Annotated in this window: 13 protein-coding genes; 9 read left to right on the top strand and 4 right to left on the bottom strand. The window is 61.0% G+C overall.

Going from position 1 to position 14,421, the window contains the following annotated elements; translation table 11 throughout:
- The first annotated feature begins 39 nt into the window (after window positions 1-39).
- Window positions 40-957: an SdiA-regulated domain-containing protein gene (locus AC3IX1_RS27235; RefSeq protein ID WP_489386472.1), complete on the top strand. Its 918-nt coding sequence runs from the start codon at window positions 40-42 to the stop codon at window positions 955-957.
- Window positions 958-1,101: 144 nt separating this feature from the next.
- On the opposite strand, the gene rpiA is transcribed toward AC3IX1_RS27235, so the two are convergent.
- On the bottom strand, window positions 1,102-1,776 hold the full coding sequence (gene rpiA, locus AC3IX1_RS27230; RefSeq protein WP_489386471.1) for a ribose-5-phosphate isomerase RpiA: 675 nt from the start codon (window positions 1,774-1,776) through the stop codon (window positions 1,102-1,104).
- A gap of 266 nt (window positions 1,777-2,042) precedes the next feature.
- On the opposite strand from rpiA, the gene ilvA reads away from it, so the two are divergent.
- Both ilvA and AC3IX1_RS27220 read left to right on the top strand, forming a co-directional pair.
- Complete coding sequence (ilvA, locus tag AC3IX1_RS27225) at window positions 2,043-3,557, top strand: threonine ammonia-lyase, biosynthetic (RefSeq protein WP_489386470.1); 1,515 nt, start codon at window positions 2,043-2,045, stop codon at window positions 3,555-3,557.
- Between the two features lie 40 nt (window positions 3,558-3,597).
- The gene (locus tag AC3IX1_RS27220) at window positions 3,598-4,023 is read left to right on the top strand and encodes a DUF2269 domain-containing protein (RefSeq protein ID WP_489386469.1); all 426 of its coding nucleotides are present in this window, start codon (window positions 3,598-3,600) and stop codon (window positions 4,021-4,023) included.
- Between the two features lie 119 nt (window positions 4,024-4,142).
- On the opposite strand, the gene AC3IX1_RS27215 is transcribed toward AC3IX1_RS27220, so the two are convergent.
- Window positions 4,143-4,799 carry a histidinol-phosphatase gene (locus AC3IX1_RS27215; protein WP_489386468.1) on the bottom strand — a complete coding sequence of 219 codons (657 nt, stop codon included), beginning with the start codon at window positions 4,797-4,799 and terminating at the stop codon, window positions 4,143-4,145.
- A gap of 143 nt (window positions 4,800-4,942) precedes the next feature.
- Between AC3IX1_RS27215 and AC3IX1_RS27210 the strand changes: the two genes are divergently transcribed.
- Both AC3IX1_RS27210 and ptsP read left to right on the top strand, forming a co-directional pair.
- On the top strand, window positions 4,943-5,422 hold the full coding sequence (locus AC3IX1_RS27210) for an RNA pyrophosphohydrolase (RefSeq protein ID WP_003229203.1): 480 nt from the start codon (window positions 4,943-4,945) through the stop codon (window positions 5,420-5,422).
- 22 nt (window positions 5,423-5,444) lie between these two features.
- Window positions 5,445-7,724, top strand: a complete 2,280-nt coding sequence (ptsP, locus tag AC3IX1_RS27205; RefSeq protein ID WP_489386467.1) for a phosphoenolpyruvate--protein phosphotransferase — start codon at window positions 5,445-5,447, stop codon at window positions 7,722-7,724.
- A 159-nt stretch (window positions 7,725-7,883) separates the two neighbouring features.
- Here ptsP and AC3IX1_RS27200 read toward each other — a convergent pair whose 3' ends face one another.
- A complete protein-coding gene (locus AC3IX1_RS27200; protein WP_489386466.1) occupies window positions 7,884-8,630 on the bottom strand; it encodes an NRDE family protein in 747 nt (248 codons plus the stop codon).
- A 134-nt stretch (window positions 8,631-8,764) separates the two neighbouring features.
- Between AC3IX1_RS27200 and AC3IX1_RS27195 the strand changes: the two genes are divergently transcribed.
- The 3 genes from AC3IX1_RS27195 to AC3IX1_RS27185 all read left to right on the top strand — a co-directional run bounded on the left by AC3IX1_RS27195 (window position 8,765) and on the right by AC3IX1_RS27185 (window position 11,472).
- Window positions 8,765-9,547, top strand: a complete 783-nt coding sequence (locus tag AC3IX1_RS27195; RefSeq protein WP_489386465.1) for a sulfite exporter TauE/SafE family protein — start codon at window positions 8,765-8,767, stop codon at window positions 9,545-9,547.
- Window positions 9,548-9,644: 97 nt separating this feature from the next.
- On the top strand, window positions 9,645-10,451 hold the full coding sequence (lgt, locus tag AC3IX1_RS27190; RefSeq protein ID WP_489386464.1) for a prolipoprotein diacylglyceryl transferase: 807 nt from the start codon (window positions 9,645-9,647) through the stop codon (window positions 10,449-10,451).
- A 49-nt stretch (window positions 10,452-10,500) separates the two neighbouring features.
- Entirely contained in the window at window positions 10,501-11,472 is a 972-nt protein-coding gene (locus AC3IX1_RS27185) for a thymidylate synthase (protein ID WP_150755062.1), read from the top strand.
- A gap of 136 nt (window positions 11,473-11,608) precedes the next feature.
- Here AC3IX1_RS27185 and cadR read toward each other — a convergent pair whose 3' ends face one another.
- Window positions 11,609-12,058, bottom strand: a complete 450-nt coding sequence (gene cadR / locus AC3IX1_RS27180) for a Cd(II)/Pb(II)-responsive transcriptional regulator (RefSeq protein ID WP_489386463.1) — start codon at window positions 12,056-12,058, stop codon at window positions 11,609-11,611.
- A gap of 93 nt (window positions 12,059-12,151) precedes the next feature.
- Here cadR and AC3IX1_RS27175 point away from each other — a divergent pair, with 93 nt between their 5' ends.
- Window positions 12,152-14,413: a heavy metal translocating P-type ATPase gene (locus AC3IX1_RS27175; RefSeq protein WP_489386462.1), complete on the top strand. Its 2,262-nt coding sequence runs from the start codon at window positions 12,152-12,154 to the stop codon at window positions 14,411-14,413.
- The last annotated feature ends 8 nt before the right edge of the window (window positions 14,414-14,421 follow it).

The following is a 14,421-nucleotide window of genomic DNA, read 5'->3' as shown; positions in this document are numbered from 1 at the left end:
TGATATTTCATCCGCCTGTTTTGACCCGAGCCCACCCGAATGCGTCGATTTGCCCGCCCCAAATCCCTGATTCTGATCCTGTCGGTGGTCTTGCTGATCGCGTTGATAGCGATCGCCCAGTACATGCGCCTGTTCGAACGCACCTGGTTCAATCTGCATACGCTGTGGCAGCCGGTGAGTTCCCGGTCCATGGGCCTGGACCAGTATCAGGTCATGACCGAAGCGCAGGTGATCGATGGCCTGGCCGACAACGTTTCAGCGCTGACCTACGACCCGGTGCGCAAAAGCCTGTTCACCGTCACCAACAAACGGAGCGAGTTGGTCGAGTTGTCCCTCGACGGCAGGATCTTGCGTCGTGTGGCGCTGGTCGGTTTCGGCGATCCGGAGGCGGTGGAGTTCATCAGCGAGGACATCTACGTGGTCACTGATGAAAGCCAGCAGCGGCTGATCAAGATTCGTCTGGAGCAGGACACCACCTTCGTCGATGCGGCAGACGCCGAGCAGATGACCATTGGTGTACATATGGGCGGCAACAAGGGCTTCGAGGGCCTGGCCTACGACTCTGTGGGCAAGCGCCTGTTCGTCGCCAAGGAGCGCAACCCGATGCTGATCTACGAGGTGCACGGTTTTCCGCGCTTCAATCCTGAAGAATCCTACTCGGTGCACGTGATCAACGACCCCAAGCGTGATGCCGGGATGTTCGTGCGGGATCTGTCGAGCCTGCAATACGACGAGCGCAGCGGGCATTTGCTGGCGCTGTCGGATGAGTCGCGATTGATTCTGGAGCTGGATGTGGATGGGCGGCCGTTGAGCACAATGTCATTGAGCAAGGGGCGCCATGGCCTGCAAAAAACCGTGCCGCAAGCGGAGGGAATCGCCGTGGACGATGACGGTGCGCTGTACCTGGTGAGTGAGCCGAACCTGTTCTACGTGTTCAAGAAACCCACGCAACTTTAACCAACACCACAAAACACTGTGGGAGCGAGCTTGCTCGCGATAGCGGCGTATCAGTCGACATGGATATCAACTGACCGTCAGCAATCGCGAGCAAGCTCGCTCCCACAGGTCATTCATCTGCTCGGAAAGTCTGGGCAGTCTGGCTTATTCCGCGCGCAGGGTTTTTACACCTTCGCTCGTACCCAGCAACAACAGATCCGCCGGACGCGCCGCGAACAAACCGTTGGTGACCACGCCGACGATCGCATTGATCTGCGTTTCCAGCTCCACCGGATTGGTGATCTGCATGTTGAACACGTCGAGGATGATGTTGCCGTTATCGGTCAGCACGCCTTCACGGTAAACCGGGTCGCCGCCGAGCTTCACCAGTTCACGGGCCACGTGGCTGCGGGCCATCGGGATCACTTCCACCGGCAGCGGGAAATTACCGAGGACCGGCACCAGTTTGCTGGCGTCGGCGATGCAGATGAAGGTCTTGGCCACGGCCGCGACAATCTTCTCGCGGGTCAGGGCTGCACCGCCGCCCTTGATCAGGTTCAGGTGCTCGTCGCTTTCATCTGCGCCGTCGACATAGAACTCCAGGTCGCTGACGGTGTTCAGTTCGTACACCGGAATCCCGTGGCCCTTGAGGCGCGCGGCGGTGGCTTCGGAACTGGCGACGGCGCCGTCGAATGCGCCCTTGTGCTTGGCCAGGGCGTCGATGAAGCAGTTGGCGGTGGAGCCGGTGCCGACCCCGACGATGCTCTTGTCGTCGAGTTTCGGAAGGATGAAGTCGACGGCGGCCTGAGCCACTGCCTGTTTGAGTTGATCCTGGTTCATGCGGGCTCCGGGGTGCCGAGGAGGGGACGAAAGGCCGGCATTATAGGCTTCGGGGCAGGGAAGGTCATTGCCCGATTGGCAGGTCGACCGTTCCGTGTAGGAGCGAGCTTGCTCGCGATGGTCGTGAACGATAACGCGTGAAAATAGATGTGCAGCGGTGCCATTGCGTTTTTCGCGAGCAAGCTCGCTCCTACAACAGGTGGTCGTGCGGCCAAAATGCGGGTTAGACTCCTTGGTCTTGCCCAACCCGCTCAGTGATGCTTCCGATGCTCGAACAGTACGTCAAAAAGATCCTCACCTCGCGCGTTTATGACGTTGCCGTTGAAACCCCATTGCAGAATGCCCGCCAGCTCTCCGAGCGGCTGGGCAACGATATTTGGCTCAAGCGTGAAGACTTGCAGCCGGTGTATTCGTTCAAGATTCGCGGCGCCTATAACAAGCTGACGCAGTTGAGCGATGAAGAGCGCGCCCGCGGCGTGGTCACCGCGTCGGCAGGCAACCATGCCCAGGGCCTGGCCCTGGCGGCGAAGGTGTTGGGCGTGAAAGCGACCATCGTCATGCCCAAGACCACCCCCGAGATCAAGGTCGAAGGCGTGCGCTCCCGTGGCGGCAAAGTAGTGCTGCACGGCGATTCATTCCCGGAAGCCCTGGCCTACTCGCTGAAACTGGTCGACGAAAAAGGCTACGTCTACATTCACCCGTATGACGATCCCCACACCATTGCCGGGCAGGGTACCGTGGCGATGGAGATTCTGCGCCAGCACCCGCAACCACTGGATGCGATTTTCGTCCCGGTGGGCGGCGGTGGCCTGATTGCCGGCATCGCGGCGTACGTGAAGTATCTGCGCCCGGACATCAAGATCATTGGCGTCGAGCCGGATGACTCCAATTGCCTGCAAGCCGCCATGGCGGCGGGCGAGCGTGTGGTTTTGCCGACCGTGGGCCTCTTCGCCGACGGTGTTGCCGTGGCCCAGATCGGTCAGTACACCTTCGACATCTGCAAAGACCATGTCGACGAAGTGATCACCGTCAGCACCGACGAAATCTGCGCCGCCATCAAGGATATCTACGACGATACCCGCTCGATCACCGAACCTGCCGGCGCCTTGGGTGTGGCCGGGATCAAGAAATATGTCGAGCAGCGCGGCGTCACGGGGCAGACCTTCGTGGCCATCGACTCCGGGGCTAACGTCAACTTCGATCGCCTGCGCCATGTCGCCGAGCGTGCGGAGCTGGGCGAGGGCCGCGAAGCGATCATCGCCGTGACCATCCCTGAGAAACCGGGTAGCTTCAAGGCGTTTTGCGAGGCCATCGGCAAGCGCCAGATCACCGAATTCAACTACCGCTACAACACCGGCAGCGAAGCGCACATCTTTGTCGGCGTGCAGACTCACCCGGAAAACGACCCGCGCAGCGCACTGATCGCCAGCCTGAGCGAGCAGGGTTTCCCGGTGCTGGACCTGACCGACAACGAGCTGGCCAAGCTGCACATCCGCCACATGGTCGGCGGGCGTGCGGCGCATGTGGTCGATGAAGTAATCCTGCGTTTCGAATTCCCGGAGCGTCCGGGTGCTCTATTCAACTTCCTCAACAAGCTTGGCGGGCGCTGGAACATCTCGATGTTCCACTACCGCAACCATGGCGCGGCCGATGGCCGTGTCGTCGCGGGCCTGCAAGTGCCCCACGACGAGCGCCACCTGGTGCCGGCGGCGCTGGAAGAAATCGGTTACCCGTACTGGGACGAAAGCGACAACCCGGCCTATCAACTGTTTCTTGGCTGAACGGCTACGCTGACGGGCAAGGCAATAAGGAAATCTGACAATGGAAACGTTAACTGCCCTGAAAGCGGCGCACATGGTGGCAACTGTTGTACTGCTGGCTTGTGCGCTGGGGCTGGGAATCTGGGTTTTTCTTGCGCGGCGCAAGGGTGACGCGACGGCGGGTAGTCGCACCTTGCAGCGGCCAAGAGTGTTTGTCTGGCTGCTGATGGGTCTGGCGCTGCTGAGCATGCCGTTTACCGGCTGGTGGATGGTGCATCTGGTGGGCTGGTCGCTGGGGCAGACCTGGTTGCTGGTCTCCAGCGTGCTGTACACCGTGGCGGCACTGGCGTGGTTCTGGTTGCTGGTGCGGCTCAACAAACTGCGCAAGACGCCGGGGGGCGTGGGGAAATTCACCTTTGCCCTGGCGTTGTTCAGTTTTGTCTGTCTTGTGGCCATTGCCGGGTTGATGGGTGCCAAGCCGGTTTAGGCTTGAGGTTGCGTCGCCCCAATCGCGGGCAAGCCCGCTCCCACAGGTTCTTTGTTGTGTATGCGATTTTTGCCACACAGCAGATCCCTGTGGGAGCGGGCTTGCCCGCGATAGCGGTTTTAGCCGCGCAGACTGATTACCGGCCAACCCCGCTTCTCGGCCTCGGCACGCAAATTCGGGTCAGGATCGACCGCCACCGGATTAGTCACCTGCTCCAGCAACGGAAAATCATTCATCGAGTCGCTATAGAAGTAGCTGTCTTCCAGCGTAAACCCGGTTTCCTCCAGCCAGCGATTCAAACGCGTCACCTTGCCCTCGCGGAAGCACGGCACGTCGGTGCTACGCCCGGTGTAGCGGCCGTCGAGCATTTCGCATTCGGTGGCGATCAGGGTTTCGACTCCCAGGCGCTCGGCAATCGGCCCGGTGACGAAGCGGTTGGTCGCGGTGATGATCACCAGTTTGTCGCCGGCCGCGCGGTGCTTGGCCAGCAACTCGATGGCCTTGGGCAGCAGGATCGGTTCGATGCAGTCGCGCATGTAATCGCTGTGCCACTGGTCCAGCGTGGCCATTTCGGTGCGGCCGAGCACTTCCAGGCAGAAGTTCAGATACGCAGCGTTATCCAGTTTGCCGGCCAGGTAATCCTGGTAGAACGCATCGTTGCGTGCCTTGTAGGCAACGGCGTCGAGAAAGCCGCGCTCGCACAGGTAATCGCCCCAAGCGTGATCGCTGTCACCGCCCAGAAGGGTGTTGTCCAAATCGAATAAAGCCAGGCGCATTACAGTTACCCGCTGAAAAGTCAGTAAAAAGGCGACAAGAATACGGTCTTTTCACAAGAGTGCACATAAGGTAGGAACCTTCGTTGCCGCCTTCACAACCTTTGTGGAACAATGCGGCGACATGCGTTTGCGAGGTTGTTGCCGTGATCGACCCCGATGGTTTTCGCCCCAATGTCGGGATCATTCTGACGAATGACGCCGGCCAGGTGCTATGGGCTCGCCGAATCAATCAAGATGCCTGGCAGTTTCCGCAGGGGGGAATCAACCCCGAAGAGACGCCGGAAGACGCCTTGTACCGCGAGCTGAACGAAGAAGTGGGCCTTGAGCGCGAAGATGTTGAAATTCTCGCCTGCACCCGGGGCTGGTTGCGCTATCGTTTGCCGCAACGTCTGGTACGTACCCACAGCCAACCGCTGTGCATCGGCCAGAAACAGAAATGGTTTCTCCTGCGCCTGATCTCCAACGAGCAGCGGGTGCGGATGGATTTGACCGGTAAACCGGAATTCGATGGCTGGCGCTGGGTCAGCTATTGGTATCCGTTGGGCCAGGTGGTGACATTCAAGCGCGAGGTGTATCGACGCGCTCTCAAAGAGCTTGCCCCGCGCCTTTTAGCGCGCGACTGACGACGGAGTTCGACCCCGAGCCATGCTCAATACGCTGCGCAAGATCGTCCAGGAAGTTAACTCCGCCAAGGATCTCAAGGCGGCGTTGGGGATTATTGTGTTGCGCGTCAAAGAGGCCATGGGCAGCCAGGTCTGCTCGGTCTACCTGCTTGATCCCGAGACCAACCGTTTCGTGCTGATGGCCACCGAGGGCTTGAACAAGCGCTCGATCGGCAAAGTCAGCATGGCACCCAACGAAGGTCTGGTCGGTCTGGTCGGTACGCGCGAAGAACCCCTGAACCTCGAAAACGCCGCGGACCACCCGCGCTATCGCTACTTCGCCGAGACCGGTGAAGAACGCTTCGCCTCGTTCCTCGGTGCGCCGATCATTCACCACCGCCGCGTCGTCGGCGTGTTGGTCATCCAGCAAAAAGAACGTCGCCAGTTCGATGAAGGTGAAGAAGCCTTCCTCGTGACCATGAGTGCGCAGCTCGCCGGCGTTATCGCCCACGCCGAAGCCACCGGTTCGATCCGTGGTCTCGGCCGTCAGGGCAAAGGCATCCAGGAAGCCAAGTTCGTCGGCGTGCCGGGTTCGCCGGGTGCGGCGGTCGGTACGGCGGTGGTCATGCTGCCACCGGCCGATCTGGACGTGGTGCCGGACAAGGCCATCAGCGACATCGAGGCCGAACTCAAGCTGTTCAAGACCGCCATCGAAGGCGTACGCGCCGACATGCGCGCGTTGTCGGCCAAGCTCGCCACGCAGTTGCGCCCGGAAGAGCGGGCCTTGTTCGACGTCTACCTGATGATGCTCGACGATGCCGCGCTGGGCAGCGAAGTCACCACCGTGATCAAGACTGGCCAGTGGGCCCAAGGCGCGTTGCGCCAGGTGGTCACCGATCACGTCAACCGTTTTGAATTGATGGACGACGCTTACCTGCGTGAGCGTGCCTCGGACGTCAAGGATCTCGGCCGTCGCTTGCTGGCTTATTTGCAGGAAGAGCGCCAGCAAACCCTGGTCTACCCCGACAACACCATTCTGGTCAGCGAAGAACTGACGCCGGCGATGCTCGGCGAGGTGCCGGAAGGCAAGCTGGCCGGCCTGGTGTCGGTACTCGGCTCCGGTAACTCCCACGTCGCGATCCTGGCGCGTGCCATGGGCATCCCGACGGTGATGGGCCTGGTCGACCTGCCGTACTCCAAGGTCGACGGCATCCAGATGATCGTCGACGGCTACCACGGCGAGGTTTACACCAACCCGAGTGAAGTGCTGCGCAAGCAGTTCGCCGAGGTGGTCGAGGAAGAGAAACAATTGGCCCTCGGGCTGGATGCGCTGCGCGATCTGCCGTGTGTGACGGTCGATGGCCACCGCATGCCGCTGTGGGTCAACACCGGCCTGCTGGCGGACGTGGCGCGTGCGCAGAAGCGCGGTGCCGAAGGCGTGGGCCTGTACCGCACCGAAGTGCCGTTCATGATCAACCAGCGTTTCCCGAGCGAAAAGGAACAACTGGCGATCTACCGCGAGCAGTTGGCCGCGTTCCACCCGCAACCGGTGACCATGCGAACCCTGGACATCGGCGGCGACAAATCGCTGTCGTACTTCCCGATCAAGGAAGACAACCCCTTCCTCGGCTGGCGCGGCATTCGCGTCACCCTTGATCACCCGGAAATTTTCCTGGTGCAGACCCGCGCCATGCTCAAGGCCAGTGAAGGCTTGAACAACCTGCGCATCCTGCTGCCGATGATTTCCGGCATCCACGAGCTGGAGGAAGCCCTGCACCTGATCCACCGTGCCTGGGGCGAAGTGCGTGACGAGGGCTGCGATGTACCGATGCCGCCGATTGGCGTGATGATCGAGATTCCGGCGGCTGTGTACCAGACCAAGGAACTGGCGCGGCAGGTGGACTTTCTGTCGGTCGGCTCCAACGACCTGACCCAGTACCTGTTGGCCGTGGACCGTAACAACCCGCGGGTGGCCGACCTCTACGATTACCTGCACCCGGCAGTGCTCCAGGCGCTGCAGAACGTGGTGCGTGATGCCCACGCCGAAGGCAAGCCGGTGAGTATCTGCGGCGAAATGGCCGGTGATCCGGCGGCTGCGGTGCTGTTGATGGCAATGGGTTTCGACAGCCTGTCGATGAACGCCACCAACTTGCCGAAAGTGAAGTGGATGCTGCGCCAGATCAACCTGAGCAAGGCCAGGGAATTGCTTGCCGAGCTGATGACCATCGACAACCCGCATGTGATTCACAGCTCGCTGCAACTGGCGCTGAAGAACCTCGGGTTGGCGCGGATGATCAATCCGGCAGCAATCAAGCCTCTCTAAAACGCTGACGGCCCCTGTGGCGAGGGAGCTTGCTCCCGCTGGAGTGCGAAGCGCTCCTAATCCGGCTAATGCGGTTTTTCAGAAAAACTGTGGTAGCTGGATTGCGACTGCTTCGCAGCCGAGCGGGAGCAAGCTCCCTCGCCACAGGGCCGCGCCAGATCAAATTTTGAGTTCCACTTCCCCTAGATGCCCGCCATACGGTCCGAAACTCCTCTCGACCATATGCAGCGCCCCATCCGCCTGCACAATCAGCGCCGTACTCGCCCGGGTTCCATAACTCTGACTGGCAATGAACACGCTCGACAACAACGTTTCGGTGGCCAGCCCCACTCCGGTATCCGGCAACTCGGCAAACGGCGCGGACTGCGCATCGCTCAATAACGCCAACAGCGCCTGAGGCTGCGGATCATCCAGCACCTCGCTCAATGCAGCCTTGGCCTTGAGCAACTTCGGCCACGGCGTATCCAGCCCGGCGTTCGACACGCCGTAGACTCCCGGTTGCAGCATCACCGCTTCCGTCTCCCGGGCATTGAAGTGCCAGAGCTCGTTCCTGTTGCCAACCAACAGATTGAACCCGCCATATTCAGGCGAACGTCTGACAACGTCGGCCAAATAGTCATCAATCGAGCAATCCCCCTCCAGGAATCGTGCGACCAGCTCCCCACGAGACTTGCGCCCCGGCGGTCGATGGGGATCGCGGATGTTGGTCAGCGCCGCAAATCGTCCGTTGGCACCGACACCGAGCCAGGTGCCACCGGCCTCGAGGTCGCGCCCCGCATGCACGTGCGGCGCTTCGGGCCATGGCGCCAGCGGCAGGCTGGGGCGGGCGTAGAACTCATCGCGGTTGGCCGCCACGACCAGCGGCTGGGCATGACCCGGTCGCCAGGCAAAAACAATCAGGCACATCAGGCTGTCCTTGTGTGTTTTTTGCTCACTCTACGCAGACATCGCTCATCGATCCATCGCCTTGCGCAGTGGAGCTTGAGGCCATGCATCCGTTACCATGCCGCTCCGGTTTTGGGGATGCGGGCGGGACGACCATGGAATTTCTGCTCTATCTGGCGCTCGGCGCCTGTGCAGGTGTACTCGCCGGGCTGTTTGGCGTGGGCGGCGGGATCATCATCGTCCCGGTGCTGGTGTTCAGCTTCAAGGCCCAAGGGTTCGATCCGTCGATCCTCACGCACCTGGCAGTGGGTACCTCCCTGGCGACGATCATCTTTACCTCGGTCAACGCGGTACGCGAGCATCATCGCCGTGGCGCCGTGCGTTGGCCGATTTTCATGTGGATGACCGTCGGCATCCTGGTCGGTGCCGGGTTCGGCGCGCTGACGGCCGAAGCAATTTCCGGCCCGAACCTGCAGAAAGTCATTGGTGTATTCGCCCTGGTGATCGCCGCTCAGCTGGCGCTGGAGGTCAAGCCCAAGGCCAGCCGAACCGTGCCGGGCAAACTCGGTCTGAGCGTGGCCGGCAGCGTGATCGGCTGGGCTTCGGCGATTTTCGGCATTGGCGGTGGTTCGTTGACCGTGCCATTCCTGACCTGGCGCAGCGTGCCGATGCAGCAAGCGGTGGCCACTTCATCGGCCTGCGGTCTGCCGATTGCCCTGGCCAGTGCATTAAGTTTCATGATTCTGGGCTGGCACGATCCGTTGCTCCCGGCCCATAGTCTCGGTTTCATTTATTTGCCGGCGTTGCTGGGCATTGCCCTGACCAGCATGGTGTTCGCCCGTTTGGGCGCGCGACTGGCCCACAGGTTGTCGCCGAAGTTGCTGAAACGGCTGTTTGCCGCTTTGCTGTTCTGCGTCGGTCTGAACTTTCTAGTCTGAAGCATCTGCTCTGACGCACAGCGCAATCCTGGCTTAATCCTGAGGTGGCAGCGTCGCCCGGGAATTTTTAAGATTTGAACTCTAACGAGGAGTCGCAATGCTGCCTTACCCGCAGATCGACCCGGTGGCCCTGGCCATCGGTCCGCTGAAAATCCACTGGTACGGTCTGATGTACCTGATCGGCATCGGCGGCGCCTGGCTGCTGGCGTCCCGCCGCCTGAACCGTTTCGACCCGACCTGGAGCAAGGAGAAACTCTCCGACATGGTGTTCTGGATGTCGATGGGGGTGATCGTCGGCGGGCGACTGGGTTACGTGCTGTTCTACGATCTGAGCGCTTATCTGGCCAGCCCGACGCTGATTTTCGAAGTGTGGAAGGGCGGCATGTCGTTCCACGGCGGTTTCATCGGCGTGATGCTGGCGGCGTTGTGGTTCGGCAAGAAGAACAACAAGTCGTTCTTCCAGCTGATGGATTTTGTTGCGCCGATGGTGCCGATTGGCCTGGGTGCCGGGCGTATCGGCAATTTCATCAACGCCGAGTTGTGGGGCAAGGCAACCGATGTGCCGTGGGCGATGGTCTTTCCGACCGATCCGGCGCAACTGGCGCGTCACCCGTCGCAGCTGTACCAGTTCGCCCTCGAAGGCGTGGCGTTGTTCCTGATCCTCTGGCTGTTCTCGCGCAAGCCGCGGCCAACCATGGCGGTATCGGGGATGTTCGCGCTGTTCTATGGCATCTTCCGTTTCATCGTCGAGTTCGTCCGCGTACCGGACGCCCAGCTGGGCTATCTGGCCTGGAACTGGCTGACCATGGGCCAGGTGCTGTGCGTGCCGATGATCGTCGGCGGGCTGTTCCTGATCTGGCTGGCGTATCACCGCGCCCCGGCGACTCCAGCGGCAGCCGTATAAAATTCGAACCCCGCAGCAATGGTTGCGGGTTCAAGGACACAGGTAATTCATGAAGCAATATCTCGAACTGGTCGCCCACGTCATCAAGAACGGCACCAAACAGGCCAACCGTACCGGCGTGAACACCATCAGTTTTCCCGGTGCGATGCTGCGTTATGACCTGCAGGAAGGTTTCCCGGCGATCACCACGCGCAAGATGGCGTTCAAGTCGGCCATCGGCGAAATGTGCGGGTTCCTGCGTGGCGTGAACAACGCTGCCGAGTTCCGCGCCCTGGGCTGCAAGGTCTGGGACCAGAACGCCAACGAAAACGCCCAGTGGCTGGCCAACCCATTCCGCCAGGGCGAAGACGACCTCGGCGAAATCTACGGCGTGCAATGGCGCAAATGGCCGGCGTACAAGCAGATCCCGGTCAGCAACCCGGCCGCCATCGAGCAGACCCTCAAGCAAGGCTACCGCCAGATTGCCGAAGGCGAGGAGGATGGCCAGGCCTACGTGGTGCTGTACAAGGCCATCGACCAGGTCCGCCAGTGCGTCGATACCATCATCAAGGACCCGGGCAGCCGCCGGATCCTGTTCCACGGCTGGAACTGCGCCCAGCTCGATGAAATGGCCTTGCCGCCGTGCCACCTGCTGTACCAGTTCCACCCGAATGTCGAGACCAGGGAGATTTCCTTGACTCTCTATATCCGTTCCAACGACCTGGGCCTGGGCACGCCGTTCAACCTTACCGAAGGCGCCGCGCTGCTGAGCCTGATCGGTCGCCTGACCGGCTACACGCCGCGCTGGTTCACCTATTTCATCGGTGATGCCCACGTCTACGAAAATCACCTGGACATGCTCAACGAACAGCTCAAGCGCGAGCCGTTCCCGATGCCGAAACTGGTGATTTCCGACCGCGTGCCGGAGTTTGCCAAGACGGGTGTTTACCAGCCGGAATGGCTGGAGCTGGTGGAGCCGGGCGATTTCTCGCTGGAAGGCTACGAACATCACGCGCCGATGACCGCGCCGATGGCGGTCTGAAGCCTGACGCCGCCTCACCTGTAGGAGCGAGCTTGCTCGCGATGGACGTGAACGATGACGCGTACTGTCTGGAAGAGTGCGTCGCGTTCGAATTCATCGCGAGCAAGCTCGCTCCTATAAGGGTTTTGTGTTGTATTCAGTGGCCGTGACTACGGCCAACATGGGAATGCTCCACCTCCGTCGCCACAACCCCGCCGCTCACTTCCAGCCGCTGCAAAATCCCGCATTGATCGATATCTGGCCCCTCGCCGCAGCGTTGGCGCAGGTCGAGCAGTTGTGTCTGCAAGGCCAGCAAACCGTCGATCCGCGCCTTGACGTGGTGGATGTGTTCGTCGATCAACGCGTTGACGCTTTCGCACTGGTCCTGCGGACTGTCGCGAAACGCCAGTAGGCTGCGGATTTCTTCGAGTGTCATGTCGAGGGTGCGACAGTTGCGGATAAAGGTCAGGCGCTCGGCGTGGGCCAGGGTATAAACGCGATAATTGCCGTCACTGCGGGCTGGTTCCGGCAGAAGGCTCTCGCGCTCGTAGTAGCGGATCGTTTCCACGGCGCAGTCCGTGAGTTTCGCCAATTCTCCAATTTTCATGACGCCAATCTCCAAAACTCCAGAAAGGGTGCTTGACCCTATAGTGGCTACAGGGTCTTTACTTGGCAACAGGCACTCTTATGGACGCAACCAATGAGCGATTCCCTGCATTCCCACAAACCCGGGGCTGAGCACGAACACAGCCACAAGCTCAAACCCGTGCAAAAACATGACCATGGTGGTCACGGCGACGCCTGCTGCTCATCTAAAGCGGCAGCGCCTGCGCTGGTAAAACTGAGCGAATCGCCGACGATTGGCGCTAGGCTGAGTAGTTTCCGTATCGAGGCAATGGACTGCCCGACCGAGCAGACACTTATTCAGAACAAGCTAAGCAAACTGACCGGCGTGCACCAGTTGGAGTTCAATCTGATTAATCGGGTGCTCGGCGTGACCCACGATTTTTCCGGAGTCGAGCCGATCGTCGAGGCCATCAAGTCCTTGGGCATGCAGGCCGAACCGCTGGATCAGGGTGCTGAAGCCCCGACGCCGGCGCCTCGGAAAAAACCGTGGTGGCCCTTGGCGCTATCCGGTGTTGGTGCATTGCTGGCTGAAGTTATCCACTTCACAGCTTCCGCGCCGAACTGGGTGGTGGCGGTTATCGCGCTGGTTTCGATCCTCAGCGGTGGCCTCGGTACCTACAAAAAAGGCTGGATCGCCCTTAAAAACCGCAACCTGAACATCAACGCGCTGATGAGCATTGCCGTGACCGGCGCAGTGCTGATCGGCCAGTGGCCGGAAGCGGCAATGGTGATGTTTCTGTTCACCGTGGCCGAGTTGATCGAGGCCAAATCCCTCGACCGCGCACGCAATGCCATTGGCGGCCTGATGCAGATGACCCCGGACACTGCAACGGTGTTGCAGGCTGACGGGAGCTGGCTTGAGCAGGATGTCAAAACCATCGGGCTCGGCGCACGGGTACGGGTGCGTCCCGGTGAGCGCATCGGCCTGGACGGCGAAGTGCTGTCCGGTCGCTCGACCATCGATCAGGCGCCAATCACCGGGGAAAGCCTGCCGGTAGAGAAAACCGTCGGCGACAAAGTATTCGCCGGCACCATCAATCAGGCCGGCTCCCTGGAGTACGCGGTGACCGCCGCGGCGGATAACTCGACCCTGGCCCGCATCATCCACGCCGTCGAGCAGGCTCAGGGCGCGCGGGCGCCGACCCAGCGTTTCGTCGACAGTTTCTCGAAAATCTACACCCCGGCGGTGTTCGTCCTGGCACTGGCCGTGGCGGTGATCCCGCCATTGTTCATGAGCGAGTTGTGGTTCGACTGGATCTACCGGGCGCTGGTGCTGCTGGTGGTGGCCTGCCCGTGTGCGCTGGTGATTTCCACGCCGGTGACCATCGTCAGCGGCCTCGCGGCGGCGGCGCGCAAAGGTATTCTGGTCAAGGGCGGCGTCTATCTGGAGGGCGGTTACAAGCTCGACTACCTGGCCTTGGACAAGACCGGCACCATCACCCACGGCAAGCCGGTGCAGACCGATTACCTGTCGCTGGATCCGACCGCCGACGACTCGGCGCCCGCCATTGCCGCCGCGCTGGCCAGGCGCTCGGATCACCCGGTTTCCCAGGCCATTGCCAAAGCGGCTGTGGATAACCAGACCGCGACGCTGATTGTGGATAATTTCGAAGCCTTGGGCGGGCGCGGGGTGCGCGGTGAGATCAACGGCCAGCTCTACCATTTGGGCAACCATCGCCTGGTGGAAGACCTGGGGCTGTGTTCGCCGGCGCTGGAAGAGAAACTGTTCGCCCTGGAAAAACAGGGCAAGTCGGTGGTGCTGCTGCTTGATTCGTCCGGCCCGTTGGCGCTGTTTGCCGTGGCGGACACGGTAAAGGAATCGAGCCGCGAGGCTATCCGGCAGTTGCATGACCTGGGCATCAAGACCCTGATGCTCACCGGCGATAACGTCCACACCGCGCAGGCCATTGCCGCGCAAGTCGGCATCGACGAGGCCAAGGGAGACCTGTTGCCGGGTGACAAATTGCAAGCCATCGAGGCCCTTTATGCCCAAGGGCATCGGGTCGGCATGGTCGGCGATGGCATCAACGACGCCCCAGCGTTGGCGCGTTCCGAGATCGGTTTCGCCATGGCCGCCGCAGGCACCGATACCGCCATCGAAACCGCCGATGTCGCCCTGATGGACGACGATTTGCGCAAAATCCCGGCATTCATTGGCCTGTCGCGACAGACTTCGAGCATCCTCAAGCAGAACATCGCCCTGGCTTTGGTCATCAAGGCGATCTTTCTTGGGGTAACCTTCGCCGGGCTCGCTACCATGTGGATGGCGGTGTTCGCCGATATGGGCGTGAGTCTGCTGGTGGTGTTCAACGGTTTGCGCCTGCTGCGCAAGTAAAGGATGAG

The sequence above is a fragment of the Pseudomonas sp. KH_046_2 genome, assembly GCF_057838985.1.
This window is presented reverse-complemented; position numbering and strand designations above follow the sequence as displayed.

Bases quoted from the DNA above. Each gene is read 5' to 3' on its own strand.
- AC3IX1_RS27235 (WP_489386472.1), top strand. From the start codon at position 40: ATGCGTCGATTTGCCCGCCCCAAATCCCTGATTCTGATCCTGTCGGTG.
- rpiA (WP_489386471.1), bottom strand. From the start codon at position 1,776: ATGAACCAGGATCAACTCAAACAGGCAGTGGCTCAGGCCGCCGTCGAC.
- ilvA (WP_489386470.1), top strand. From the start codon at position 2,043: ATGCTCGAACAGTACGTCAAAAAGATCCTCACCTCGCGCGTTTATGAC.
- AC3IX1_RS27220 (WP_489386469.1), top strand. From the start codon at position 3,598: ATGGAAACGTTAACTGCCCTGAAAGCGGCGCACATGGTGGCAACTGTT.
- AC3IX1_RS27215 (WP_489386468.1), bottom strand. From the start codon at position 4,799: ATGCGCCTGGCTTTATTCGATTTGGACAACACCCTTCTGGGCGGTGAC.
- ptsP (WP_489386467.1), top strand. From the start codon at position 5,445: ATGCTCAATACGCTGCGCAAGATCGTCCAGGAAGTTAACTCCGCCAAG.
- AC3IX1_RS27200 (WP_489386466.1), bottom strand. From the start codon at position 8,630: ATGTGCCTGATTGTTTTTGCCTGGCGACCGGGTCATGCCCAGCCGCTG.
- AC3IX1_RS27195 (WP_489386465.1), top strand. From the start codon at position 8,765: ATGGAATTTCTGCTCTATCTGGCGCTCGGCGCCTGTGCAGGTGTACTC.
- lgt (WP_489386464.1), top strand. From the start codon at position 9,645: ATGCTGCCTTACCCGCAGATCGACCCGGTGGCCCTGGCCATCGGTCCG.
- AC3IX1_RS27185 (WP_150755062.1), top strand. From the start codon at position 10,501: ATGAAGCAATATCTCGAACTGGTCGCCCACGTCATCAAGAACGGCACC.
- cadR (WP_489386463.1), bottom strand. From the start codon at position 12,058: ATGAAAATTGGAGAATTGGCGAAACTCACGGACTGCGCCGTGGAAACG.
- AC3IX1_RS27175 (WP_489386462.1), top strand. From the start codon at position 12,152: ATGAGCGATTCCCTGCATTCCCACAAACCCGGGGCTGAGCACGAACAC.